We start from the raw sequence: 25,060 nt of genomic DNA, 5'->3' as shown, positions 1-25,060 counted from the left end.
TTTCCGATGCGATGTGGAACCAGAGTCGCGCCACTGGGCACCGGGCGCTTGGGCCGGGCGGCCCCTGCGGTCTCTTCCAGGGTCTCGCCGACCTGCGGCGGCGCAACTGGCGCCCGCTTCCCCGCTCGCCTCGGACGTCCGTGCGGTCGTCATCACGCACGCACACCTCGACCACTGCGGGTACGTGCCCCGTCTGGTCCGCCACGGCTTCCGCTGCCCCGTACTCATGAGCCCCTGCACGGCTCGTCTTGCGGAGATCGTTCTGCGCGACAGCGCGCATCTGCAGATGGAGGCGGCTCAGCACGCCAATGAAGCCGGGTGGTCGAAGCACAGGCCCGCCGAGCCGCTGTACGACATCCAGGGGCAGCTGGACCGCCACCGGCTACCTCGCACTCGTCAGCCAGACGTGCCGGGGGGCGGTCACACAGTCGAAGGTCTTGAAAGGACAGGGCCCGTTCCATGATTCGTGCCACGGAGCCGGCCGTCCTGGACTCCGGCCGCCACACACACCACGAGGCCCGGCGCCACTGAGGCTTCCGGGCCGGATCAACGAGAAACGGGCCCCCACCGGTACTTTCGTCCGGTGGAGACCCGTCTCCTGTGGTGGTGCGCGAGGGGGGAGTTGAACCCCCACGCCCTTGCGGGCACTGGAACCTGAATCCAGCGCGTCTGCCTATTCCGCCACCCGCGCATTGGGTGTTGTCGTTGAGTGCCGCACCTGTCGGTGCGCCCCCTGGCGACATGCAGAAGATTAGCACGCTGCACAGGGTGGATTCACATCCGATTGTTTCGGGGCCCCGAGGAACGAACAGGGAACGAAGCGAGTGATCGGGGAACGAAGGGCGGCCTCCCCCCACTCCTCCTGTATGCACCCCGGGTGCGGGACACTGGCAGGAGGCCGCCTCTACGATCCGGTGTGAGAGGTGACACTCATCGACGGGGCAGACAAGGGGAACCAGCCGATTTCCCGACGCGTGGATACGATCAGTAAGCAGTACGACGGCGACAACGACGGAGGAGGTGCCCCATGGGAGTCCTGAAGCGATTCGAGCAGCGTCTCGAAGGCCTGGTCAACGGCACCTTCGCCAAGGTGTTCAAGTCCGAGGTCCAGCCCGTCGAGATCGCGGGCGCCCTCCAGCGGGAGTGCGACAACAACGCGACGATCTGGAACCGCGAGCGGACGGTCGTCCCCAACGACTTCATCGTGGAGCTCAGCACCCCGGACTTCGAGCGCCTCAGCCCGTACTCGGGCCAGCTCGGCGACGAACTGTCCGGCCTGGTCCGCGACTACGCCAAGCAGCAGCGCTACACCTTCATGGGCCCGATCAAGGTCCACCTGGAGAAGGCCGACGACCTCGACACGGGTCTGTACCGGGTGCGCAGCCGCACTCTCGCGTCGAGTACGTCACAGTCGCCGGGCGGCCGGCCCGCCGGCGGCGCCCCGGGTGCCCAGGCAGGTGCCCGAGGCGGCTACGGTTATCCTCCGGTCGGTGCTCCTCCGATGCCGGCCGCACCGCCGCCCGGTATGTCCGCGGGCCCGCGTCCCGGCCCCGCACAGGGCCAGCGCGCACCCGGCCCCGGCGCCATGCCAGGCGCACAAGTACGACGCTGGATCGAGATCAACGGCACCCGCCATCAGATCTCCCGCCCGACGCTGGTGCTGGGTCGCAGCACCGACGCCGATGTGCGGATCGACGACCCCGGCGTATCGCGCCGGCACTGTGAGATCCGGACCGGAACGCCCTCGACGATCCAGGATCTCGGGTCCACCAACGGCATCGTGGTGGACGGGCAGCACACCACCCGCGCTACGCTCCGCGACGGCTCGCGGATCGTCGTGGGCAGCACCACCATCGTTTACCGGCAAGCCGAAGGGTGAAGCGGGGGCAATGTCAGAGCTGACCCTGACGGTCATGCGGCTAGGTTTCCTGGCTGTTCTGTGGCTGTTCGTCATCGTGGCCGTCCAGGTCATCCGCAGCGATCTGTTCGGTACGCGGGTGACGCAGCGCGGCTCACGCCGTGGCGCCGACCAGCGACCCCAGCAGTCGCGCCAGAACGCGGCACCGCCGCAACAGCGCCAGCAGGCGGGCGGCCGCCAGCGGCGCGGAGCGCCGACCAAACTGGTCGTGTCCGAGGGCACACTCACGGGCACGACCGTCGCCCTCCAGGGCCAGACCATCACCCTGGGCCGGGCGCACGACTCCACGATCGTGCTGGACGACGACTACGCGTCCAGCAGGCATGCCAGGATCTACCCGGACCGTGACGGCCAGTGGATCGTCGAGGATCTCGGGTCCACCAACGGCACGTATCTCGACCGGACCCGACTCACCACCCCGACACCGATTCCGCTGGGCGCGCCGATCCGCATCGGCAAGACCGTCATCGAGCTGCGGAAGTAGTACGACAATGAGCGAGCGGAGCGAGCGAGCCGCGGCGGTCCCCACAGGCGACCCGCACCGGCTCCCGACCGGAGGGTGGGCAGTGTGGCTCGAGACCGGCTGGCGCGACAGTCGAGCGGCGAGCCGACGGGCGAGGTGCGCATGAGTCTCTCTCTGCGTTTCGCCGCCGGATCGCACAAGGGCATGATCCGGGAGGGCAACGAGGACTCCGGTTACGCCGGCCCCCGCCTTCTGGCCATCGCCGACGGCATGGGCGGCCAGGCCGCCGGTGAGGTCGCCTCCTCCGAGGTCATCTCCACACTCGTCACGCTCGACGACGACGTGCCCGGCTCCGACATCCTCACCTCGCTCGGCACCGCGGTGCAGCGCGCCAACGACCAGCTCCGGATGATGGTCGAGGAGGACCCCCAGCTCGAGGGCATGGGCACCACGCTCACCGCCCTGCTGTGGACCGGGCAGCGGCTCGGCCTGGTCCACGTCGGCGACTCCCGCGCCTATCTGCTCCGCGACGGTGTGCTGACCCAGATCACGCAGGACCACACCTGGGTGCAGCGGCTCGTCGACGAGGGCCGGATCACCGAGGAAGAGGCCACCACCCATCCGCAGCGTTCGCTGCTGATGCGCGCGCTGGGCAGCGGCGACCACGTCGAGCCCGATCTCTCCATCCGTGAGGTGCGCGCCGGTGACCGCTATCTGATCTGCTCCGACGGCCTGTCGGGCGTCGTCTCCCACCAGACCATGGAGGAGACCCTCGCCAGCTACCAGGGCCCGCAGGAGACCGTGCAGGACCTGATCCAGCTCGCGCTGCGCGGCGGCGGCCCCGACAACATCACCTGCATCGTCGCCGACGTCCTCGACACCGACTCGGGCGACACCCTGGCCGGGCAGCTCAGCGACACGCCGGTCGTCGTCGGCGCGGTCGCCGAGAACCAGCACCAGCTGAACGACGGCGGCGCCATGCAGACCCCGGCCGGCCGCGCCGCGGGCCTCGGCCGCCCCTCGGCGCCCCCGGCACCGAACGGCAGCTTCGGCCCGCCCGGCTCCGGCGACTCCGGCTACGGCGGCATGCCGCCCGAGGGCAGCTTCGGCTCCTACACCGACGACGACTTCGCCAAGCGCGGCGGCGGCCGCAAGTGGCTGAAGCGGTCGTTCTACATGGTGCTCGCCCTGGCGGTCGTCGGCGGCGGCCTGTACGGCGGCTACCGCTGGACCCAGACCCAGTACTACGTCGGCTCCCAGGGCGAGCACGTGGCGCTGTACAGAGGTATCAGCCAGGACCTGGGCTGGGTCTCGCTCTCGGAGGTCGAGAAGGACCACCCCGAGATCGAACTCAAGTACCTCCCGCCCTACCAGCGCAAGCAGGTCGAGGCGACGATCACCGAGGACAGCCTCGGCAAGGCCCGCACGAAGATCGAAGAGCTCGCCCGGCAGGCGGAGGCCTGCAAGAAGGACGAGCAGCGCCGCGAGGCGGCCGATCGCGCGAGCACCCCGCCCCCGGGCGAGGGCGAGGCCGGCGGCACCGCCGGCACGCCCACGACCCAGGGCGCACAGACCAAGCCGACCGCAGCCTCTCCCTCCCCGGGTCCCACCCTCTCGGAGGAGGAGCAGAAGCTGGCCTCGAACTGCGGCAAGCAGTAATAGTCCGTAGGGGGCCTTCTCCACATGAGCGTTGTCACCAACACGACCACGATCGGCGCGATCGACGCACCGAGCCGGCGGAACACGGAGCTGATGCTCCTCGCCTTCGCCGTCGCCATCCCCGTCTTCGCGTACATCAACGTGGGACTCGCCCTCGACGGCGAACTGCCCGCGGGTGTCCTCGGTTACGGGCTCGGTCTCGGCCTGCTCGCGGGCGTGGCCCACATCGTGGTCCGCAGATTCGCCAAGTACGCCGATCCGCTGCTGCTGCCGCTGGCGACGCTGCTGAACGGCCTCGGTCTGGTGCTGATCTGGCGGCTGGACCAGTCTCCCCGCCTGCTGGCGCGCAGCGACTTCGCACCGCAGGCCACGAACCAGCTGATGTACTCGGCGCTCGGTATCGCGCTGTTGGTGGGTGTGCTGCTGACCCTGAAGGACCACCGCATCCTCCAGCGGTTCACGTACATCTCGATGGCGGCGTCCATCGTCCTGCTGCTGCTGCCGCTGGTGCCGGGGCTCGGCGTCCCGATCTTCGGCGCCAAGATCTGGATCCGGGTCGCCGGCTTCTCCATCCAGCCCGGGGAGTTCGCGAAGATCGTGATCGCGGTCTTCTTCTCCGGCTACCTGATGGTGAAGCGGGACGCCCTCGCGCTCGCCAGTCGCCGCTTCATGGGCCTGTACCTGCCGCGCGGACGCGACCTCGGTCCGATCCTGATGATCTGGGCGGTGAGCCTGCTGATCCTGATCTTCGAGAACGACCTCGGTACCTCGCTGCTCTTCTTCGGCATGTTCGTGGTCATGCTGTACGTCGCCACCGAGCGGACCAGCTGGATCGTCATGGGTCTGCTGATGTCCATGGCCGGCGCGGTCGTCGTCTCCCAGTTCGCGAGCCACGTCCAGTCCCGTGTGGCCGCCTGGCTCGACCCGTTCGGGTGCCTGGAGACGGCTCCCGAGGGCTCCAACATGATTTTCGCCTGCGACCAGATGACCCAGGTACTGATGTCGTTCGGTGCGGGAGGCACCCTCGGTACCGGCTGGGGCCAGGGCAACTCCGACCTCATCGCCTTCGCCGCCAACTCCGACTTCATCTTCGCCACCGTCGGCGAGGAGCTGGGGCTGGCCGGCGTGATGGCCTTCCTGCTGCTGTACGGCCTGATCATCGAGCGTGGTGTGCGGACCGCGCTGGCGGCGCGCGACCCGTTCGGCAAGCTGCTGGCGATCGGCCTGTCCGGCGCCTTCGCGCTCCAGGTGTTCGTCGTCGCCGGCGGTGTGATGGGCCTCATCCCGCTGACCGGTATGACGATGCCGTTCCTCGCGGCCGGTGGTTCGTCCGTGATCGCCAACTGGGCGCTGATCGGAATCCTGCTGCGTATCAGCGACACCGCCCGCCGCCCGGCGCCCGCGCCCGCACCTTCACCCGACGCCGAGATGACCCAGGTGGTCCGACCGTGAACAAGCCCCTGCGCCGGATCGCGATCTTCTGCGGGCTGCTCGTGCTCGCCCTGCTGATCCGGGACAACTGGCTCCAGTACGTCCGGGCCGACGAGCTGAACACGCACAAGCTCAACAAGCGCGTGGAGATCGAGCGCTACGCCTACGAGCGCGGCAACATCGTCGTCGACGGCAAGGCGATCACCGGCTCGGCCGAGACCAAGGACACCTACTACAAGTACAAGCGGACCTACGCCGACGGGCCGCTGTGGGCTCCGGTGACCGGTTACGCCTCGCAGGTCTTCGGTGCCAACCAGATCGAGAAGCTCGAGGACGGCATCCTCACCGGCAACTCGGACCAGCTCTTCTTCGACCGCACGATGGCGATGTTCACGGGCGACACGAAGAAGGGCGGCAACGTCGTCACCACCCTCAACGGCAAGGCCCAGAAGGCCGCCTTCGAGGGTCTCGGCGACAAGAAGGGCGCCGTGGCGGCGATCGAGCCGAAGACCGGCAAGATCCTCGCCCTGGCGTCCACCCCGTCGTACGACCCGTCGTCCTTCGCCGGCCGTCTGAAGGACGACGAGAAGGCATGGGTCGCGCTCAACAAGGACCCGGACAAGCCGATGCTGAACCGCGCGCTGCGCGAGACGTACCCGCCCGGATCCACCTTCAAGGTGCTCACGGCCGCGGCGGCTCTCGAGCACGGGGCGGTCGACGACATCAACGCCGCCACGGACACCCCCGAGCCGTACATCCTGCCGAACACCAGCACTCCGATGGTCAACCACGCGAACGGGTGCGAGAACGCCAGCCTCAACAAGGCGCTCGAGGTCTCCTGCAACTCCGTCTTCGCGAAGCTCGGTGACACGGTCACCCGCGACAAGATGCTGGAGACCGCGGAGAAGTTCGGCTTCAACAACCCCGAGATCGACACCCCGGTCCGCGCCGCCGCCTCCGTCTACGACAAGAAGATGGACCGGCCCGGCAACGCACTGTCGTCCATCGGCCAGTTCAACACCGCCACCACCCCCCTCCAGATGGCCATGGTCACCGCGGCGATCGCCAACGACGGCAAACTGATGAAGCCGTACATGGTCGACCAACTGGAAGCGCCCAACCTGGACGTGATCGAGAAGACCGAGCCGGAGGAGATGAGCCGGCCGCTCAGCCAGGAGAACGCCCAGCTGGTCCAGCAGATGATGGAGAACGTCGTCGAGAACGGCACCGGCGGCAACGCGGCGATCAGCGACGTGAAGGTCGGCGGCAAGACCGGTACCGCCCAGCACGGCGAGAACAACAGCAAGAACCCGTACGCCTGGTTCATCTCGTACGCCAAGGACGACAACGGTTCGCCGGTCGCCGTCGCGGTCGTGGTCGAGGACAGCAACGCCCGCCGTGACGACATCTCCGGCGGCGGTCTGGCCGCCCCGATCGCGAAGGCCGTGATGCAGGCCGTACTCAACGACGAGCAGTGACGAGGATCACTCCCGGGCTGCATACCTGCACATTGCGATACCGGTCGGGTATCAGCTGTCGATTGCAGGCGGATCAAGCACGGCGTGCCCGGTAGCCTTTGCGCGAACAGCACACCGGAGGACCACACACGGGTGCGGTCGGGACTGACGGAGAGGGCTGGAACAGTTATGGAAGAGCCGCGTCGCCTCGGCGGCCGGTATGAACTGGGCTCGGTGCTCGGCCGCGGTGGCATGGCCGAGGTCTACCTCGCCCACGACACCCGGCTCGGCCGCACTGTCGCCGTGAAGACGCTGCGGGCCGACCTCGCCCGCGACCCGTCCTTCCAGGCCCGGTTCCGCCGTGAGGCCCAGTCGGCCGCCTCGCTGAATCACCCGGCGATCGTCGCTGTCTACGACACCGGCGAGGACATGGTGTACGACAACGCCTCGGGTGCCGGGGCCGGTGTCTCGATCCCGTACATCGTCATGGAGTACGTCGACGGGTCCACGCTGCGTGAGCTGCTGCACTCGGGCCGGAAGCTACTGCCCGAGCGCACGCTCGAGATGACCGTCGGCATTCTGCAGGCCCTCGAGTACTCGCACCGCGCCGGCATCGTCCACCGCGACATCAAGCCGGCGAACGTCATGCTGACGCGTACCGGCCAGGTCAAGGTCATGGACTTCGGCATCGCCCGCGCCATGGGCGACTCCGGCATGACCATGACGCAGACCGCGGCCGTCATCGGCACCGCCCAGTACCTCTCCCCGGAGCAGGCCAAGGGCGAGCAGGTCGACGCACGCTCCGACCTGTATTCCACAGGCTGCCTGCTCTACGAGCTCCTCACCGTCCGTCCCCCGTTCGTGGGCGACTCCCCGGTGGCGGTGGCCTACCAGCACGTACGGGAAGAGCCGCAGCCGCCCAGCAACTTCGACCCCGAGATCACGCCCGAGATGGACGCGATCGTGTTGAAGGCCCTGGTCAAGGACCCCGACTACCGCTACCAGTCCGCCGACGAGATGCGCGCGGACATCGAGGCGTGTCTCGACGGGCAGCCGGTCGCCGCCACGGCGGCGATGGGCGCCGCCGGCTACGGCGGCTTCGGTCCGGACGACCAGCCCACGACGGCGCTCCGCCAGGCGGACCCGGCCGGCCAGACGTCGATGCTTCCGCCGATGAACCCGGACGACGGGGGATACGGCGGCTACGACACCCGCGGGGACCGTCGGCGCCAGAAGAAGTCCAACACCTCGACCGTCCTGCTCGTGCTCGCGGGCATCCTGGTGCTGATCGGCGCCGTGCTGATCGGTAAGTCGCTCTTCGGCACGAACAGCGGCGGCAACCACGTGACGGTGCCGAAGCTGGTCGGCATGACCTTCAAGGAAGCCGAGAGAGCCGCCGAGAGCGCCCTCGTCAAGGTCACGCAGTCCGGCACGGAGCGCTGCGACCAGCCCAAGGGCAAGATCTGCAGGCAGACACCGGAGAGCGGAAAGATGGCGGAGGGCGAGACCGTCACGGTCGTGGTCTCCGAGGGCGCTCCCAAGGTCAAGGTCCCCGATGTCGTGGACAAGGACGTGGACCAGGCGACCGAGATCCTCGAGGACGAGAAGTTCAAGGTCGAGACCGAGGAGATCGAGTCCGCCGAGGAGCCCGGCACGGTCCTGGAGCAGGACCCTGCGGGCCGCAGTCTGGCCGAGGCCGGCACCACGGTCACGCTGACCGTCGCCAAGCAGGCCAAGCAGGACGTGCCCCCGGTGGTCGGCCAGCAGTTCGACGCCGCGAAGGCCCAGCTGGAGGCGGTCGGATTCCAGGTCGCCCGACAGGACGTCGACTCGGAGAGGCCCGCGGGCGAGGTCACCGAGCAGAGCCAGTCCGGCAAGGCAGCCAAGGGCAGCACGATCACCCTGAAGGTCTCCAAGGGCCCGCAGCAGACGCAGGTCCCGGTTCCCGCCGGCATCATCGGCAAGCGGCTCTCCGAAGCCCGGCAGATCCTGCAGCAGGCCGGATTCACCAACATCCAGATCGCCCCGGGCAAGCCTCAGGACGACAATGCCATCGTCCTCGGCTCCAACCCCACTCCGGGCACACCGGTCGACCCGGCGACGACACCGATCGTGCTCGACACCTTCGGTGGCGACGGCAACGGCGGTAACGGGAACGGCGGCGGAGACGGCGGCATCTTCGGCGGCCGGGACGGCGACTGACGTCGCCCATCCGTCCCGCACGACATGGCGATGAGCCCCCGGCACTTTCCCAAGGTGCCGGGGGCTCACTGCTTCAGCGAGGAGACGACGGTCAGCGCAGCTCCGCCGGCGGTGTGCGCTTCGTGTCGACCTTCTCCGTGCGCTCCAGCTCGCCCCACACGATGTACCGGTAGTCCGACGTGTAGACGGGCGTGCAGGTCGTCAGCGTGATGTAGCGCCCGGGCTCCTTCTTGCCCGACTCCTTCGGGACCGGCTGCAGGACGTCCACGTTGAACTTCGAGGTCTTCGGCAGCCTCTTGTAGACCTTGTAGACGTACCAGGTGTCCTTCGTCTCGAAGACGATCGGGTCGCCGTCCCTGATCTTGTGGATGTTGTGGAACTTGGCGCCGTGGCCGTCCCGGTGCGCGGCGAGGGTGAAGTTGCCCTTGGCGTCCGAGGGCAGGGCCGACGTGATCGGTTCGGTGTAGTAGCCGGCGATGCCGTCGTTGAGCTCCTCGGTGTCGGTGCCCTTCTTCACCAGGATCTCGTCGCCGCTCATCGCGGGTACGTGGAGGAAGCCGATGCCGTCCTTGGTGTCCAGATCGCCGGGGCCGCTGTTCGCCCAGTCGCTGCGGATCTGGTCGCCCTGCTTGGAGGCTTCGCGGTCGGCGAGAACGTTGGTCCACCACAGCGAGTAGACGACGAAGAGCCCCAGCACCACGCCCGCGGTGATCAGCAGCTCTCCGAAGACACTGATGGCGCCGGCGATCCGGCTTCGTGCTCGTGCCACTGCACCTGTTCCCTGTCTTGAAGTGTCTCAGCCGACGAGTGCGTCGGGTTTGCCCTTGCTGCGCGACCGTTCCTCGACCATCTTGCCCCACACGATCATTCGATAGGTACTCGTGAATTCGGGGGTGCACGTCGTCAACGTGATGTAGCGCCCGGGCTCCTTGAACCCCGACTGCGGGGGCACGGGACCGATCACGCTCACGTTCGACGGCGCGGTCTGCGGAAGGATGTTCGCCATCTCGTACGTGTAGTAGGTGTCCTGCGTCTCGACGACGATCGGATCTCCCGGCTCGAGGCGGTTGATGTAACGGAACGGTTCGCCATGGGTGTTGCGGTGGCCGGCGACCGCGAAGTTGCCCTGCTTGTCCTCGGGCATCGCCGTCTTGAGCTTTCCCTCGCCGTAGTGGCCGACCATGCCCCGGTCGAGCACGCTCTGCTTGTCGATGCCCTCGGCGATCGGCACGACGACGTCCAGCTTGGGGATGTACATGATGGCGAAGCCCTGCCCGGGCTCGAACGCGTCGGGCTTGCGGCCCTTGGCCCAGTCGTCCTGGATCTGGTTCGCCGCCTTGTCCGCCTGCTGGCCGGCCAGCACGTTCGTCCACCACAGCTGGTAGGTGACGAACAGCAGCATCAACACGCCGAAGGTGATGAACAGTTCGCCGATGGCCCGGCTGGCGATGACCGCGGGGCTGTCCTTGGCCGCGCGCGCGGCACGGCGGGCCTCGACGCGGGAGAGCGGCTTCGCCGGTTCTGCCGGCTCCGGGGCCGCGCCTGCCGCCGAAGCGCGTCTCCGGCCACCGCCCCGCCCCTTGGCCGCCTTGCGGCGCTCCGCCCGTCCGGGGCCGGGAGGCGTCTCCACGGCGCGGCGCGTGTCGGACGTGCGCAGTGCCACCGTCTCGTCGTCGGGCACGTCAGGCACGTTACGCGTGTCGGGCACCTCGGGCACGGCGATGGGCTCCGACACCGGCCTGCGCGGCTGCTCCGGTTCGGACACGGGTGCCCGCACAGGTACGGGCGCGGGCGGGGGCGTGTACGTCTCCCGCCCGTACCAGTCGTGTTGTTGGCCCTCCGGTTCGTGCAACGGGCCGCTCAACGGTTCGTGCAACGGGCCGCTCAACGGATCGCTCAACGGGTCCTGCGGACCGGCCCACCCCTGCGGCTGCGCCTCCTCGTCCGCCGGGACGTTCGTCGCCCGGAACCACGGCGAGCCGTGCTCGCCGGGCGGGATGGGGTCCGTCAACGGGTCGTACGCAGGCTCGCTCTCCCCCTGTGGCCCGTACCCGTACCGGCGCTCGTACTCGTATTCGTGCTCGTGCCCGGGGCGCACGGCGCTCACGCCAGAGCCTTGCCCACCACCGGTGCGAGCCCCGCCGAACGCCCGACCGCCCCGGTGTCGCCGCACTGCTCGAGCCAATTGGCGAGCATCCGGTGGCCGTGTTCGGTGAGAACCGACTCGGGGTGGAACTGCACGCCCTCAACCGGCAGTTCACGGTGGCGCAGCCCCATGATGATGCCGTCCGCCGTACGTGCCGTCACTTCCAGCTCCGCGGGGAACTGAGCCGGCTCCGCCGCCAGTGAGTGGTAGCGCGTCGCGATGAAGGGTGACGGCAGGCCGGCGAAGACGCCTCGGCCCTCGTGCGTGACGGGCGAGGTCTTGCCGTGGAGCAACTCGGGCGCACGGTCGACCACGCCGCCGTAGGCGACGGCCATCGACTGCATCCCCAGGCACACCCCGAAGACGGGCACGCCGGTGGCCGCGCAGTGCCGCACCATCTCGATGCACACACCGGCCTCTTCGGGCGCGCCGGGCCCGGGAGACAGCAGCACGCCGTCGAAGCCGTCCTGGGCGTGCTCCAGGGCGACCTCGTCGTTGCGCACGACCTCGCACTCGGCGCCGAGTTGGTACAGGTACTGGACGAGGTTGAAGACGAAGCTGTCGTAGTTGTCGACGACGAGAATGCGCGCACTCAACGTTCCGCCCCCTCACCGTCGACCGTGACATCGCCGAACGGAAGCAGCGGCTCCGCCCACGGGAAGACGTACTGGAACAGCACGTAGACGACCGCCAGGACGAGGACGAGCGAGATCACCGCCCGCACCCACACGTTGCCCGGCAGATGCCGCCAGATCCAGCCGTACATGCTGTCCCTTTCCGTTCGGTACGGCACCAGACTAAAGGGCCGCAGGGGCGCGTGGGTCAGCTGCGCAAAGCCGGAGGTCTGCCGTCGGTCACAGGCTGCGTCGCATCGAGGTGGGCCCAGACCACGAGCCGGTGGCTGCTGCCCCACTCGGGCTCGCAGGTGGTCAGGGTCAGATAGCGCCCCGGCTCGTCGAATCCGGTCGCGTCCTCGTTCAGCGGCCTGGGCACGGCGTCGATGACGCCGACATCGCTCGGGACGGTCCGGTACGGCTTGCGCTCTATGCGGTACGTGAACCAGGTCGTGCCGTCCGTCAGTACCACCGCGTCACCGGCGCGCAGCTCCGGGAAGTCCTTGAACGGGTCCCCGTACGTGCGGCGGTGTCCCGCGACAGCGAAGTTTCCCGTGGCGCCGAGCCCGGCGGTGGAGGCGTAGTGCCCGAGCCCTTTCTTCAGCACGCCCGTGCCGGTGCCTTGGAGGACGGGCCAGTCCCAGCCCTTGCCGAACCTGGGGATGTACATGACCGCGAACGGCTCTCCCGGCTCGTACGCCGCCGGGGCGGGCGTCGTCGTGTCCTGGGGTGCGGGCTCCGGGGCTTGCTCGGGAGCTGCCGTGGGTGTTTGCGCCGACCAGCCGGCCCGCAGCCGCTCGATCTCGCGGTCGGTGGCGTCCTCCGCCCGGACTCCGGTCCAGAAGAGCAGGTGGACGACGAAGAGCACGATCAGGGTTCCGGCGGTGATGCACAGTTCGCTGAAGGTCCGGACGACCACACGCACCGACCCCGACACCGGCTCCCCCAGGTCTACCCGACAGGCTTCGCGTAGTGGAGGTCCACTGTGCCCGAGTAGCCGGGGAGAGTCACCGCCTCCTTCTCGTCCACTTTCCAGCCGAGGCCGTAGGCCTCCACATACAGCTGGTAGTTCTGGACCGCGGGTGACCGGGTGAGCGCCTTGGCGAGCGCCTCCTGGTCACCGACGGCGGTGATCTTGTAGGGCGGGGAGTAGACCCTGCCCTGCAGGATCAGGGTGTTGCCCACGCAGCGCACGGCGCTGGTGGAGATCAGCCGCTGGTCCATCACGCGGATGCCGTCGGCGCCGCCCTCCCACAGTGCGTTGACGACGGCCTGCAGATCCTGCTGGTGGATGACCAGGTCGTTGGCCTGCGGCTCGGGGTAGCCGGGCGCCGCCCTGGCGTCGGGCGGGGCGTCATTGAGGGTGACGGTCAGCGCCGGGCCCTTGAGCGGCTCGGTGCCCGCGGACTTCTCCAGCGCCTTCAGCTTCGCGTCCTCCGCCTGGGTGGAGCCGTCGTCGCGCTGCGCGAGCGCGTCCACGTCCCGGCGTACGGCGGCGGTGGACTCCTCGAGGTCGCCGTTCTTGTCGCTGCGCTGCTTGATCAGGTCGGAGAGCTTCAGCAGGGAGTCATCGGTGCGCAGGTCCGTACCCTTGGCAGTATTGAAGCTGGTCACGAAGATCAGGCCCGCCAAGGCGAAAACGGCAGCTGTGAGCAGCCGTACCGGCCGCCACGCGAAGCGGCGAACGGGCCCTTGGGGGGTGTCGGCAGAATTGCTCAACGTACCCTTATCTCCTTCGACGCCGCGGAAGCACTACGCTAACGGACGCCCGGGGGCGGTAGTGGTCCCCCTGGCTCCATCCCCGGCGCCAGCCACAGTTCCCTGCGCGGTCACGCAGCGCATCGACAGGAGAGTCCCTCGTGCCGAAGTCACGTATCCGCAAGAAGGCAGACTTCACGCCACCCCCGGCTGCAAAGCAGACGACGAACATAAAGCTCACCAACCGCAGCTGGGTCGCTCCGGTGATGCTCGCGCTGTTCCTGATCGGTCTCGCCTGGATCGTCCTCTTCTATGTGACCGAGGGCGAACTTCCGATCAAGAGCTTCGGCAACTGGAACATCGTCGCCGGTTTCGGTTTCATCGCCGCGGGCTTCGGCGTCTCCACCCAGTGGAAGTAGCAGCTCACCAGCCGGTCCGCCGGGCCGTATCCCGAGTTGTCCACACGGTTTTCCACAGGCCGGGGAAAAGGTCAGACGATCTGTGGATAACTCTCGGGACGTTGACGCCGATGTGACTGCGTCGGCCATGTCAGTGAAGCGATGCGCCCCTTGTCGCTACTGGGAAACCCCAGTTCAGCGACAAGGGGCACGCGTGTTCCACACGCGATGCACAAGATCCACCACACGCTGTGGACAACTCTGGGGAAAGCTCGCCTCCGCTGTCGCGGCTCACGTGAGGGAAACGGTCCTGACCACCAACATGACGGCGACGATCAGCACCATGAGCGCGCAGGCCGCGAACTGCACGGCGTTCCGCCGCTTGCCCTGCGGGGCGTGGACCATTCCGTAGGCGATCACCACTCCGGCGATCAGACCGCCGATGTGCGCCTGCCAGGCAATGCCCTCCCACCAGAAGGTCATGACGAGGTTGATCGCCAGCAGCACCAGGATCGGGCGCAGGTCGTACCGCATACGGCGCATCAGGACGACGGTCGCGCCGAGCAGGCCGTAGATGGCGCCGGAGGCGCCCAGCGAGCCCTGGTTGGGCGCGGCGATCAGGTAGGTCAGCGCACCGCCGGCCAGCCCCGAGATCAGGTAGAGAGCCAGGTAGCGCACCCTGCCGAGCGCCTGCTCCAGGGGGCCGCCGAGCCACCACAGCAGCAGCATGTTGAAGAAGATGTGCCAGACCGCCTCGTGCAGGAACATCGACGTGACCAGGCGATACCACTCACCCTCGGCCGCGACGCCCACCGGCTCGCCCAGGTCGGGGTCGAAGGCGCCCGCGATGAGCGTCAGCCGGTTGAGAAGTTGGTCCCCGAGCGCCAGGACCGCCAGGAAGACCGCCAGATTGATCCCGATGAGGGTCTTCGTCACCAGGTGCGGGTCCGCAGCGACGGTCCCGCCCGCGATCGTCCGCGGCCGGCTCGCATTCGGATGGTGGCCCGTGCCGGACCCGGTCCGTACGCACTCCGGGCACTGGAAGCCGACCGATGCGTCGACCATGCAGTCCGTGCAGATCGGCCGTTCGCAGCGGGTGCAGCTGATGCCCGTCTCACGGCCCGGATGCCGGTAGCAGCTGGGCAGGCCGTGGGCGTTCTGCGGCTCCTGCGGGCTGCCTGGCGCCTGGTCCATGAGGTCACCTCACCAATCTGGGGTCGCGACATCGCCCCGACCATCCTTACGGACGGACGGGGCGAAAAGGTTCCCCTGGGCCGATCCCGCGAGGCGCGAGCCCCCGGGACAGACCTTCGCGGATCAGCCCTGGCCGATCAGCCCTCGCCGATCAGCCCTCGCGCGTCTCCACGACGACGGACTCGATCACGACCTCGTTGACCGGGCGGTCGGTGCGCGGGTTGGTCGGGGTACCGGCGATCGCGTCCACGACCTTCTTGCCGGCCTCGGTGGAGACCTCACCGAAAATCGTGTGCTTGCGCGTGAGCCACGCGGTCGGCGACACGGTGATGAAGAACTGCGAGCCGTTGGTGCCCGGTCCGGCGTTGGCCATGGCCAGCAGATACGGCTTGTCGAAGGCGAGGTCCGGGTGGAACTCGTCCTCGAACTCGTAACCCGGGCCGCCCGTGCCGTTGCCCAGGGGGTCGCCGCCCTGGATCATGAAACCGCTGATCACGCGGTGGAAGACCGTGCCGTCGTACAGCCTGTCCGTGGACTTCTTACCGGTTGCCGGGTCGGTCCACTCCCGCTCGCCCTGGGCGAGCTCGACGAAGTTCTTGACCGTCTTGGGCGCATGGTTCGGCAGAAGCCGGATCTCGATGTCGCCTTGGTTGGTCTTCAGGGTGGCGTAAAGCTGCTCGGCCACGATCTGCCTTCCGTAAGTCTTCTCTGACGTCTCCCGATCCTCGCACGGAAGAGCCGGCTCCGGAGAAAGGCAGTCTGTCACCGTCGTACGGGCGCATCACGAGCGGAACAGTGGCATCGTCGTCCACAAGCTCCCGGCATGACCCGGATGCCCGCCCCACATGCCGAGGCGGCTTTCAACGGGCATGATTTCGAACCGGGTGGATAGGCGGAACAGTGCCCCAACAGGGGACGAACTCCAGTCACCCTCAGTACGCCACCGAGGAGGAGGATCCCGTGACCCGCATGGACAGCGTGCGCGCCGCGACCGGTACGGCGAAGGACAGCGTGCTGCACGCCGCGGACGTGGTGGCGCCTTACGCCGGCACGGCCAAGGACCAGGCCACGCATTATGCGCACGAGGCCCGCGTACGGCTCGCGCCGAAGGTTTCGCAGGCCGCTACCGCGGCCCGTGTTCAGTACGGCAGCCGTGTCGCACCCCACGTGCCGCCGAAAGTCGATGTTGCCGCGCGCCGCGCCGCGGTGCAGGCCAGGAGGGCCGCCCGCCAGGCGGCCGACTACACAGTCCCGCGCGTCGAGCACGCGATGGCCGCTGCTCAGCCCGTGCGGGAGGAGGCTGCGGCTCGTTCTGCCGCTGCTCTGGCCGCTCTGCGCGGTCAGGTGACGGCCAAGGAAATTCAGAAGCTTGTGAGAAAGCACGAGCGGCGGTCCAGGGCCGGCCGTCTCGCCAAGGGCCTCGCGGTCCTGGGCGTACTGGCCGGTGGTGCTTTCGCCGCATGGAAGTGGTGGGACAAGCAGGCCAACCCCGACTGGCTGGTGGAACCGCCCGCTGCCACGGAGGTTTCCGACCGTGCACCGCTGGCGTCTGTCGACGGCAGCAAGCAGACCGGGCTGGACCCCGAAGTAGAGGCGAAGCAGGACGAGGCGGAGTCTGCGGACCGCGACGACCGTCCCTGACGGTCACGTGTCCTTCGGACTTCTTCGGGCGCCGGGAGTGGAGAACGCTCCCGGCGCCTCATGCTGCGAGGAGTGCGGCGTGCGGACCCTGCTCGTCGTCGGCGGGGGAGCCGGCCGTGAAGCCGGTTCGAGAGCCGGCAGAGGAAGCGGCCGGGAAACCGGACGAAGAACCGGCCGAGGCGTCGGAAACGGCGATCGAAGTGACGGACGCGGTGACGGGCCTGGCGACCGGCTCGGCGACGGACGGGACCATGGCCGACGAACCGTCGGGCGCCGAACCACTGCTGGGGGAGCTCACATCTGCGTCCGCCGGGGATCCGGCCCGAACGCCGAGGTGAGCGCCGGCCGGCGAGCCGAGCGGAGCGTCGTTCCCGGTCACGCCGTCGGATACAGCCGCGGAATCCGCGACGGGGGCTGCAGGGGCGGCCGCAGCGGCGGAGCCGGTTGAGGACGGGGTAGCCGCAGAGGCAGGGGAGGCGGGGCCGGCCGGGGCTGGGACGGCGGCAACACCGTTCGCGTAGGCGGCGATTTCGAGCCCGTTCGCATCGAGAACGGGCTTATGGCGGACGGCCGGTGACGATCCGTGCGCCTCAGCGCTGATGCGCTGCTTCATCGTGGGCGGCAGTGCCCGGGCGCGGGCCGTCGGCACCCATCGTGTACTCGGTCGCCTCGACTGCGCCGGGACGGTCGGGCGAACGCCCTCCTGGCGAGCGGCCTTTGCCGGCTCGTCGGACGTCTGGACGGCCGGCTGCGTCGAGGCAGCGGCGGTGGTGGTGAACCCCACCGAGGCAAGCAGAGCAAAGAACGCGGTGATGAACGCGGTCCACAGATTCCTGACCTTCAAGGCGGCCATGACCCCTCGCTTTCGGGTTGAGCGCTTTACATACCTTCCTCATGATGTGTGCGCATTTCGAGAAGTGGGGGAGCGACGCCGCCACTGCGCAGTTCTTCTGATGAACACCACCCGGATGGGTCAGCCCCTGGCCCGAAGGCCCCGAGTTGCGCGTACGCCCAGCCTCATCCAGCAACCGTTCCGCCTTCTCCCCCAGCGGCGAATACGCAGGTCAAGGTGGTAGAGCGCGGCTCTTCCCGCGCGCGCCGCCGCCGTGGCCCCGGCGCGCCGACGCGCTGTGCACGATCCGGAACCCCCGTGACGGCCCAGCGCCGGGGAGGGAGAGAAGTGATGACGCCCGATTCGACAGAGCCCGCTCACACGGTTACAGGGGGCCATGTGCGTACTCCTGTCGCCGGCGGATCCGGCCACCGCCGTCGACAACGGACCGTCGGAAACACGAAGAGGTCCCCTGACCACCGAAGGCGGTCAGGGGACCTCTCACGCTGTGGAGCCTAGGGGAGTCGAACCCCTGACATCTGCCATGCAAAGACAGCGCTCTACCAACTGAGCTAAGGCCCCGGAACGGCGACGACGACCGAGGGGAACGATTCCCCGGCAACCGCCGTGCACCAGAGTACCGGGTCACCCCCGTGATCCTGCAAAAACATTGGGGTTCCGACTGGACTCCCCCTGACCGGACACGCTCCGTAAGATGCAGCACGAGGTTCGCAGCAGCGAAGCCGCTTGGGGAAGCGATGGGGAGACGCAATGGACGCAGCGCAGCAGGAGACAACCGCAAGAGCCAGGGAACTGCAGCGCAGCTGGTACGGAGAGCCCTTGGGGGCCCTCTTCCGTCGCCTCATCGACGACCTCGGGCTCAATCAGGCCCGGCTCGCAGGCGTCCTCGGGCTGTCGGCTCCGATGCTGTCCCAGCTGATGAGCGGCCAGCGCGCCAAGATCGGCAATCCCGCGGTGGTCCAACGCGTCCAGGCTCTGCAGGAGTTGGCGGGCCAGGTCGCCGACGGCAGCGTGAGCGCCGTGGAGGCGACCGCGCGGATGGACGAGATCAAGAAGTCACAGGGCGGCTCCGTCCTCACCGGCACCAACCAGTCGACCGGCACCTCGGGCGGACCGACGGTCCGGCGCGTGGTGCGTGAGATCCAGTCCCTGCTCCGCTCGGTGGCAGCGGCCGGGGACATCATCGATGCCGCGGACTCCCTCGCCCCGACCCATCCGGAGCTGGCAGAGTTCCTCCGTGTGTACGGTGCCGGGCGCACGGCCGACGCAGTGTCCCACTTCGAGTCGCACCAGAGCTGAGCGAGGCATTCGCTTCCATGAGGAACGGGGAGCTGGCGCAGCACCATGGGTGAGCTCTTCGCTGGTCGGTACGAACTGATCGACCCGATCGGACGCGGTGGTGTCGGCGCGGTGTGGCGCGCCTGGGACCACCGTCGTCGCCGCTATGTGGCAGCGAAGGTTCTGCAGCGGAGCGACGCGCACACCCTGCTCCGCTTCGTGCGTGAGCAGGCGCTGCGGATCGACCATCCCCATGTCCTCGCCCCGGCCAGCTGGGCCGCGGACGACGGCAAGGTGCTGTTCACCATGGACCTGGTGAGCCGTGGCTCGCTGGCTCACGTCATCGGTGACTACGGGCCGCTGCCACCGCGGTTCGTGTGCGCCCTGCTCGACCAGTTGTTGTCCGGACTTGCCGCGGTGCACGCGGAGGGGGTCGTGCACCGCGACATCAAGCCGGCCAACATTCTGATGGAGGCGACCGGGAAGGGGCGGCCCCATCTGAGGGTCTCCGACTTCGGGATCTCCATGCGCAAGGGCGAGCCCGGCTGACCGAGACGAACTACGTGGTGGGAACGCCCGGTTACTTGCGCCGGAGCAGATGCTCGGCGCGGAGCCGGACTTCACCGCCGACCTCTTCGCCGTCGGCCTCGTCGCCCTCTATCTGCTCCAGGGCAGAAAGCCCGACTCCCAGGCTCTGGTCGAACGCTTCGCCAACCACAGCACGCCGGGCGCCGCCCAGGGGATCCCCGAGCCGCTCTGGCAGGTGCTCGCCGGCCTGCTGCAGCCGGACCCGCAGGTGCTGTTCCGCACAGCCACCGGGGCGCGCAAGGCGCTCACAGCCGCTGTGGAGATGCTCCCCGAGCCCGCGCCGGACGAGGAGCCCGTCGAGATCTTCGACCAACTGGGGCCGCTCCCGGCCGGTTTCGGCCCGAACGGCCCGGAGACCGCCGCCCAGCAGGCCTCCGATCAGTCATCGCCCCCACAGCAGCCCTCTCCGCCGTCGGAGACGGGGGGCCCTGGCCGGACGGCTGAACCGGTGTCCGAACGGTCCCGTGCGGCTGGCCCTGCCCCGGCATCGAGAAGGCGGCGGCCTCCCGGTCAGCCGGCACCCGGCGCCGTGCCAGCAGCGTCCAGACCCCGAGACCGAGCACCAGAACCGTCCCCCGCGCCGATCCCCGCGGCGGCGACGAGCACCATCGTGTGGCTCTTCGCCGTCTCTTCGGCGTTCTTGCCGCTGTCCGCGGCCGCCTGGTCGTCCTCGGTGACCTGGAAGTCATCAACCGGGCCCGCGTACGCGGGCGACGACGTCGGCTCGCCCTTGACGTTCACCCGCAGCGTCAGCGGAATCGCAGCCTTCCCGTACGACTCCGCGATCTCCGGGCTGAGCGTGACCGAGAGGTAGTACCAGCCCGCGAACCGCATGGCGCCGACGGAATCGTCGGAGTCGTAGCGGTTCTGGTACGCCACGGGCGGGAGCGGGTCGAGCGGGATCGACTTCTGCTTGCCGTCGTAGTACATGCTCGACTCGTCGTCGACGAAGCCCCTCGCCGGGTTGAAGAGGGCGAGCACCAGGGCGTTGCCGACGCTCTTGAGCCCGTCGCCCTTGGGGCTGTTGGCGAGGTCGGCACCGGCGAAGATCTGCTGCCCCCAGTCGACCGGCACCTGGTAGAAGGGCGTCTGGCCGGGCTTGATCTCGTCCTTCCACTCGCCCTGCTTGAGGCCGGTGGAGTCGTGGAAGCTGGTGCGCCGTGACGTGTCTGCGGGCCGTCGGCCGGTGCCGCGGGCAAGGCGGAGGGCCAGCTCTCGGGAGCGGCGGTGGGGCAGGCGGTCTTCAGGGCGGGCTCGGAGACGTAACGGAGCTCCACGTCCCACGGTCCGGGTGTGGACGTGGTCCCGCTCGACCGTGAATCGCCCTTGTTGTCCGTCGGCTTGTCGCCCTGCTCGTCCGTGTCGGCGGCCGGCACGGGCGCGTCGTGCTGCGGCCCGGCCAGTTCGTCGCCCAGGACCGCGAGCAGCGCCCCTCCGATCGTCGCCACCGTCGCACGACGGCACCGTCATGCTTCACCGTGATCCCCCACAACCCCCAAAATTTGCTACCGCAAGCCATCGATTTGCTGGAGCGAACTCAAGTGGATTGTGTCACGGTCACGCAACAGCGGGTGGCGGCCGGTGCCGCCCGGCGTCGGCCGACGACGAACGCTCCGGCGGAACCGCCCGGGCGGCACGAAGCCCCGGCCGCTTCCGCGACCGGGGCTCATGTCCAAGAAACGCTGCGTCTCACACACCCGAACCTGCGGGCACGGAGTCGGTCGCCTCCGTCCACAGATCCTGCTCGGCGCGATCCGCCTGGATCTGGCGGTACACGAGGAGCCCGCCGATGGCGGCCAGTGCGACCAGGAGAAGCTTCTTCACCGCGCGACCTCGTCTTTCCTTGACGTATGAGGACTTCTGGCGCCCGACTATACACACCGACCGATACCGATCGGTGACCTACGTTCCCCCGGCACACACTCATGCCACTCCCCAACTCGGGCCACGGGCAAAGCGGCAGGCCCGGACGGAGATCCTCCGTCCGGGCCTGCCGTCGCTGCGGGACCGGATGACAAAGGCCCCCAACCGGAATCGGCTGGGGGCCTTTGCACTGGTGGGGCTAACAGGATTTGAACCTGTGGCCTCATCCTTATCAGGGATGCGCTCTAACCAACTGAGCTATAGCCCCGCCGCGCTGCGCGCTGACCTCTGAAGATTAGCGCACACGCGGTGCAGCGCCAAAATCGGAATCCGCGGACCCCGGAGCGGCGCTACTCGTCCTCGGCGAGCGTGAGCTCGACACCGCCCACAAAACCGGCGGAGAGGTTGTAGATGAAGGCTCCGAGCGTCGCCAGGGCCGTGGCCAGGACCACATCGATCACCGCGATGACCGAGGTGAAGATGAGGACCCGCGGGAGCGACAGGAACGACTGGAGGTCGAAGCCGTTGCCCTCGTTCGAGCCGGTCGCCTCGCTGATCGTGCCGCCGACGGTCGAGAACACTCCCATCGCGTCCATGACCATCCACAGCACTGCCGCCGCGACCACCGTGCACACGCCCAGCGCGATGGAGAGCAGGAAGCTGACCTTCATCACCGACCACGGGTCGGCCTTGGCCACCCGCAGCCGCGCCTTGCGCGTACGCGGCGTCGTACGGGCCCCTGTGCGCGGCCGGCGCACGGTGGCGCCCGCCTGCTGCCCGGTCCGCTGCTGACCACCGTGTGTGCCGTCCGGCGAGGGATACGCCTGCGGCGGGTGGTACGGCTGCCCGGCCTGCTGCGGAGTGGGCTGCTCGCCGCCAAACATCTCGTACGGGGGCTGGTGCCCCCGGGTGTCCGTCACTGTGGCCCCCTGGGAGTCCGCGGCAGGGCCACGGGCACCGTTCGCTCCGGATGCGGATGATCCGGCGCCCGTGGCTCCACTCACGCTCTACTCCTCGTGCTCCCCTGCCGAAGGCTGTGTGCCCTCGGCTGCCGCCTCAACCGTCTCCGCGCCGGCCTCTTCGGTCGCGTCGGCCGGAGCGGCCCCCTCGACCTCTTCGGCCTCGCGACCGGCCTCGGCGTTACGAGCGATGCCGACGACGGCATCGCGCTTGCCCAGGTTGATCAGTTGGACGCCCATGGTGTCACGGCCCGTCTCCCTGACTTCGCTGACTCGCGTGCGAATCACACCGCCCCCGAGCGTGATGGCGAGGATCTCGTCGGACTCCTCGACCACCAGTGCACCCACGAGCGAACCACGGTCCTCCACGATCTTGGCGGCCTTGATACCGAGGCCGCCGCGACCCTGGACGCGGTACTCGTCGACAGCGGTCCGCTTCGCGTACCCGCCATCGGTGGCAGTGAACACGAACGTACCGGCCCGGACGACATTCATCGAGAGCAGTTCGTCGCCTTCCCGGAAACTCATGCCCTTGACGCCGGACGTCGCGCGTCCCATCGGGCGCAGCGCCTCGTCGGTCGCGGTGAACCGGATCGACTGCGCCTTCTTGCTGATGAGCAGCAGATCGTCCTCCGCGGACACCAGCTCGGCACCGATCAGCTCGTCGTCGCCGCCGCTCTCCGTCTCGCGGAGGTTGATCGCGATGACACCGCCGGAGCGTGGCGAGTCGTAGTCCTTGAGGGGCGTCTTCTTCACCAGGCCGGCCTTGGTCGCGAGCACCAGGTAGGGCACGGCCTCGTAGTCGCGGATCGCCAGGATCTCGGCGATCTGCTCGTCCGGCTGGAAGGCCAGCAGGTTGGCCACGTGCTGGCCGCGCGCGTCCCGGCCGGCGTCCGGCAGCTCGTAGGCCTTGGCGCGGTAGACCCGGCCCTTGTTGGTGAAGAACAGCAGCCAGTGGTGGGTGGTGGAGACGAAGAAGTGGTCGACGATGTCGTCTTCCTTCAGCTTCGTGCCGCGCACGCCCTTGCCGCCGCGCTTCTGCGAGCGGTAGTCGTCGGTCTTCGTGCGCTTCACATAGCCGCCACGGGTGATCGTGACGACGATGTCCTCCTCGGCGATCAGGTCCTCGATGGACATGTCACCGTCGAAGGGCACCAGCTTGGAGCGACGGTCGTCGCCGAACTTTTCGACCAGCGCCGCCAGTTCGTCACTGACGATGCCGCGCTGCTTCTCGGGCGAGGCGAGGATCGCGTTGTATTCGTTGATCTTCGCCTGCAGCTCGTCGTGCTCCTGCACGATCTTCTGGCGCTCCAGGGCGGCCAGCCGGCGCAGCTGCATCTCGAGGATCGCGTTCGCCTGGATCTCGTCAATCTCCAGCAGGCCCATCAGGCCCTCGCGCGCGACGTCGACCGTGTCGCTGCGCCGGATCAGCGCGATGACCTCGTCGATCGCGTCCAGCGCCTTGAGCAGACCGCGCAGGATGTGCGCGCGCTCCTCCGCCTTGCGCAGCCGGAACTTGGTGCGCCGGACGATGACCTCGATCTGGTGCGTCACCCAGTGGCGGATGAACGCGTCCAGCGACAGGGTGCGGGGCACACCGTCGACGAGCGCCAGCATGTTGGCGCCGAAGTTCGTCTGCAGGTCGGTGTGCTTGTAGAGGTTGTTCAGCACGACCTTCGCGACCGCGTCGCGCTTCAGCACGATCACCAGGCGCTGACCGGTGCGCGACGAGGTCTCGTCACGGACGTCGGCGATGCCGCCGATCTTGCCGTCCTTCACCAGGTCGGCGATCTTCTGCGCCAGGTTGTCAGGGTTGGTCTGGTACGGAAGTTCCGTGACCACCAGGCACTGGCGGTTCTGGATCTCCTCGACCTCGACGACCGCGCGCATCGTGATGGAGCCGCGACCGGTGCGGTACGCCTCCTCGATGCCCTTGCGGCCCACGACCAGCGCGCCGGTCGGGAAGTCGGGGCCCTTGATCCGCTCGATCAGGGCCTCGAGCAGCTCCTCGTGAGAGGCCTCGGGGTGCTCCAGCGCCCACTGGGCGCCGGCCGCGACCTCGCGGAGGTTGTGCGGCGGGATGTTGGTGGCCATACCGACGGCGATACCGGCACTGCCGTTGATCAGCAGGTTCGGGAAACGCGCCGGCAGAACCGTCGGCTCCTGGTTGCGGCCGTCGTAGTTGTCCTGGAAGTCGACGGTCTCCTCGTCGATGTCCCGGAGCATCTCCATGGACAGCGGCACCATCTTGCACTCGGTGTACCGCATGGCGGCAGCCGGGTCGTTGCCGGGAGAGCCGAAGTTTCCGTTGGAGTCCACCAGCGGCATGCGCATCGACCACGGCTGGGCGAGGCGCACCAGGGCGTCATAGATCGAGGAGTCGCCGTGCGGGTGGTACGTGCCCATGACGTCGCCGACGACGCGCGCGCACTTGTAGAAGCCCTTCTCGGGCCGGTAACCGCCGTCGTACATCGCGTACAGCACGCGACGGTGAACGGGCTTCAGACCGTCCCGCACGTCGGGCAGCGCACGCGAGACGATGACGGACATCGCGTAGTCGAGGTACGAGCGCTGCATCTCGGTCTCGAGCCCCACGGGCTCCACGCGCATGCCCACGCCCGGAACGATGGGCTCCTCTTCGGGCGTCACTTTGGTGTTCTCGTCGGCCATTGCTGGTCGTCAGTCCTTTCGTGCGGTC

The 25,060-nt window shown here is 68.5% G+C and carries 23 protein-coding genes, 3 tRNA genes and 2 pseudogenes; 12 read left to right on the top strand and 16 right to left on the bottom strand.

All coding sequences use genetic code 11. The annotated features are described in order from the left end of the window. Positions 1-13: 13 nt before the first annotated feature. Entirely contained in the window at positions 14-463 is a 450-nt protein-coding gene (locus ACZ4SA_RS02615) for an MBL fold metallo-hydrolase (RefSeq protein WP_468268992.1), read from the top strand. Between the two features lie 141 nt (positions 464-604). Here ACZ4SA_RS02615 and ACZ4SA_RS02610 read toward each other — a convergent pair. Next, positions 605-691: transfer RNA gene (locus ACZ4SA_RS02610), tRNA-Leu, on the bottom strand. Between the two features lie 336 nt (positions 692-1,027). Here ACZ4SA_RS02610 and ACZ4SA_RS02605 point away from each other — a divergent pair. The 6 genes from ACZ4SA_RS02605 to pknB all read left to right on the top strand — a co-directional run bounded on the left by ACZ4SA_RS02605 (position 1,028) and on the right by pknB (position 9,130). Next, positions 1,028-1,879 (top strand): FhaA domain-containing protein, encoded by an 852-nt coding sequence (locus ACZ4SA_RS02605; RefSeq protein ID WP_468268989.1) that lies wholly within the window; start codon positions 1,028-1,030, stop codon positions 1,877-1,879. Positions 1,880-1,889: 10 nt separating this feature from the next. Beyond that, positions 1,890-2,402: an FHA domain-containing protein FhaB/FipA gene (locus ACZ4SA_RS02600; RefSeq protein WP_468268986.1), complete on the top strand. Its 513-nt coding sequence runs from the start codon at positions 1,890-1,892 to the stop codon at positions 2,400-2,402. 141 nt (positions 2,403-2,543) lie between these two features. Then, on the top strand, positions 2,544-4,040 hold the full coding sequence (locus ACZ4SA_RS02595; protein WP_468268983.1) for a Stp1/IreP family PP2C-type Ser/Thr phosphatase: 1,497 nt from the start codon (positions 2,544-2,546) through the stop codon (positions 4,038-4,040). Between the two features lie 24 nt (positions 4,041-4,064). Further along, positions 4,065-5,492 (top strand): FtsW/RodA/SpoVE family cell cycle protein, encoded by a 1,428-nt coding sequence (locus ACZ4SA_RS02590; protein WP_468268980.1) that lies wholly within the window; start codon positions 4,065-4,067, stop codon positions 5,490-5,492. Continuing rightward, positions 5,489-6,949: a peptidoglycan D,D-transpeptidase FtsI family protein gene (locus tag ACZ4SA_RS02585; protein WP_468268977.1), complete on the top strand. Its 1,461-nt coding sequence runs from the start codon at positions 5,489-5,491 to the stop codon at positions 6,947-6,949. The genes ACZ4SA_RS02590 and ACZ4SA_RS02585 overlap by 4 nt, the downstream gene beginning before the upstream one ends. 168 nt (positions 6,950-7,117) lie before the next feature. Then, positions 7,118-9,130, top strand: a complete 2,013-nt coding sequence (pknB, locus tag ACZ4SA_RS02580) for a Stk1 family PASTA domain-containing Ser/Thr kinase (protein ID WP_468268974.1) — start codon at positions 7,118-7,120, stop codon at positions 9,128-9,130. 91 nt (positions 9,131-9,221) lie between these two features. On the opposite strand, the gene ACZ4SA_RS02575 is transcribed toward pknB, so the two are convergent. The 6 genes from ACZ4SA_RS02575 to ACZ4SA_RS02550 are packed head-to-tail and all read right to left on the bottom strand — an operon-like array spanning position 9,222 to position 13,609. After that, positions 9,222-9,899 (bottom strand): class E sortase, encoded by a 678-nt coding sequence (locus ACZ4SA_RS02575; protein ID WP_468268971.1) that lies wholly within the window; start codon positions 9,897-9,899, stop codon positions 9,222-9,224. 27 nt (positions 9,900-9,926) lie between these two features. Then, positions 9,927-11,237, bottom strand: a complete 1,311-nt coding sequence (locus tag ACZ4SA_RS02570; protein ID WP_468268968.1) for a class E sortase — start codon at positions 11,235-11,237, stop codon at positions 9,927-9,929. Then, entirely contained in the window at positions 11,234-11,872 is a 639-nt protein-coding gene (locus tag ACZ4SA_RS02565; protein ID WP_468268965.1) for an aminodeoxychorismate/anthranilate synthase component II, read from the bottom strand. The genes ACZ4SA_RS02570 and ACZ4SA_RS02565 overlap by 4 nt, the downstream gene beginning before the upstream one ends. Then, entirely contained in the window at positions 11,869-12,042 is a 174-nt protein-coding gene (locus ACZ4SA_RS02560; protein ID WP_403856867.1) for a hypothetical protein, read from the bottom strand. The genes ACZ4SA_RS02565 and ACZ4SA_RS02560 overlap by 4 nt, the downstream gene beginning before the upstream one ends. Before the next feature lie 56 nt (positions 12,043-12,098). Continuing rightward, positions 12,099-12,809: a class E sortase gene (locus ACZ4SA_RS02555; protein WP_468268961.1), complete on the bottom strand. Its 711-nt coding sequence runs from the start codon at positions 12,807-12,809 to the stop codon at positions 12,099-12,101. A 32-nt stretch (positions 12,810-12,841) separates the two neighbouring features. Continuing rightward, entirely contained in the window at positions 12,842-13,609 is a 768-nt protein-coding gene (locus ACZ4SA_RS02550) for a DUF881 domain-containing protein (RefSeq protein ID WP_468268958.1), read from the bottom strand. Positions 13,610-13,749: 140 nt separating this feature from the next. Here ACZ4SA_RS02550 and crgA point away from each other — a divergent pair, with 140 nt between their 5' ends. Continuing rightward, on the top strand, positions 13,750-14,007 hold the full coding sequence (crgA, locus tag ACZ4SA_RS02545) for a cell division protein CrgA (protein ID WP_468268955.1): 258 nt from the start codon (positions 13,750-13,752) through the stop codon (positions 14,005-14,007). Between the two features lie 270 nt (positions 14,008-14,277). Here crgA and ACZ4SA_RS02540 read toward each other — a convergent pair whose 3' ends face one another. Together ACZ4SA_RS02540 and ACZ4SA_RS02535 are read right to left on the bottom strand one after the other, a co-directional pair. Next, a complete protein-coding gene (locus tag ACZ4SA_RS02540; protein ID WP_468268952.1) occupies positions 14,278-15,180 on the bottom strand; it encodes a rhomboid family intramembrane serine protease in 903 nt (300 codons plus the stop codon). Positions 15,181-15,331: 151 nt separating this feature from the next. Then, the gene (locus ACZ4SA_RS02535; protein ID WP_468268949.1) at positions 15,332-15,865 is read right to left on the bottom strand and encodes a peptidylprolyl isomerase; all 534 of its coding nucleotides are present in this window, start codon (positions 15,863-15,865) and stop codon (positions 15,332-15,334) included. A gap of 275 nt (positions 15,866-16,140) precedes the next feature. Between ACZ4SA_RS02535 and ACZ4SA_RS02530 the strand changes: the two genes are divergently transcribed. Then, complete coding sequence (locus tag ACZ4SA_RS02530; RefSeq protein WP_468268946.1) at positions 16,141-16,821, top strand: DUF5324 family protein; 681 nt, start codon at positions 16,141-16,143, stop codon at positions 16,819-16,821. Positions 16,822-16,937: 116 nt separating this feature from the next. Continuing rightward, entirely contained in the window at positions 16,938-17,159 is a 222-nt protein-coding gene (locus ACZ4SA_RS02525; RefSeq protein WP_468269292.1) for a hypothetical protein, read from the top strand. A gap of 215 nt (positions 17,160-17,374) precedes the next feature. On the opposite strand, the pseudogene ACZ4SA_RS02520 reads toward ACZ4SA_RS02525, so the two are convergent. Together ACZ4SA_RS02520 and ACZ4SA_RS02515 are read right to left on the bottom strand one after the other, a co-directional pair. Next, positions 17,375-17,434, bottom strand: a pseudogene (locus ACZ4SA_RS02520) (DUF6344 domain-containing protein); the annotation flags it as partial. 728 nt (positions 17,435-18,162) lie between these two features. Beyond that, a tRNA-Ala gene (locus tag ACZ4SA_RS02515) sits at positions 18,163-18,235 on the bottom strand. Positions 18,236-18,424: 189 nt separating this feature from the next. Between ACZ4SA_RS02515 and ACZ4SA_RS02510 the strand changes: the two genes are divergently transcribed. Further along, complete coding sequence (locus tag ACZ4SA_RS02510) at positions 18,425-18,973, top strand: helix-turn-helix domain-containing protein (protein WP_468268943.1); 549 nt, start codon at positions 18,425-18,427, stop codon at positions 18,971-18,973. 45 nt (positions 18,974-19,018) lie between these two features. Then, positions 19,019-20,138, top strand: a pseudogene (locus ACZ4SA_RS02505) (serine/threonine-protein kinase); the annotation flags it as partial. Here ACZ4SA_RS02505 and ACZ4SA_RS02500 read toward each other — a convergent pair. The 5 genes from ACZ4SA_RS02500 to gyrA all read right to left on the bottom strand — a co-directional run bounded on the left by ACZ4SA_RS02500 (position 20,051) and on the right by gyrA (position 25,032). After that, the gene (locus ACZ4SA_RS02500; RefSeq protein ID WP_468269290.1) at positions 20,051-20,824 is read right to left on the bottom strand and encodes a hypothetical protein; all 774 of its coding nucleotides are present in this window, start codon (positions 20,822-20,824) and stop codon (positions 20,051-20,053) included. The pseudogene ACZ4SA_RS02505 and the gene ACZ4SA_RS02500 sit on opposite strands and share 88 nt — an antisense overlap. A gap of 405 nt (positions 20,825-21,229) precedes the next feature. Then, positions 21,230-21,364, bottom strand: a complete 135-nt coding sequence (locus tag ACZ4SA_RS02495; RefSeq protein WP_003958712.1) for a DLW-39 family protein — start codon at positions 21,362-21,364, stop codon at positions 21,230-21,232. 230 nt (positions 21,365-21,594) lie between these two features. Next, positions 21,595-21,671, bottom strand: a tRNA-Ile gene (locus tag ACZ4SA_RS02490). An 82-nt stretch (positions 21,672-21,753) separates the two neighbouring features. Then, positions 21,754-22,323: a DUF3566 domain-containing protein gene (locus tag ACZ4SA_RS02485; RefSeq protein WP_468268940.1), complete on the bottom strand. Its 570-nt coding sequence runs from the start codon at positions 22,321-22,323 to the stop codon at positions 21,754-21,756. An 87-nt stretch (positions 22,324-22,410) separates the two neighbouring features. Beyond that, positions 22,411-25,032, bottom strand: a complete 2,622-nt coding sequence (gyrA, locus tag ACZ4SA_RS02480) for a DNA gyrase subunit A (protein ID WP_468268937.1) — start codon at positions 25,030-25,032, stop codon at positions 22,411-22,413. Positions 25,033-25,060: the final 28 nt, after the last annotated feature.

Source organism: Streptomyces sp. NPDC027962 (genome assembly GCF_055566095.1).
This window is presented reverse-complemented; position numbering and strand designations above follow the sequence as displayed.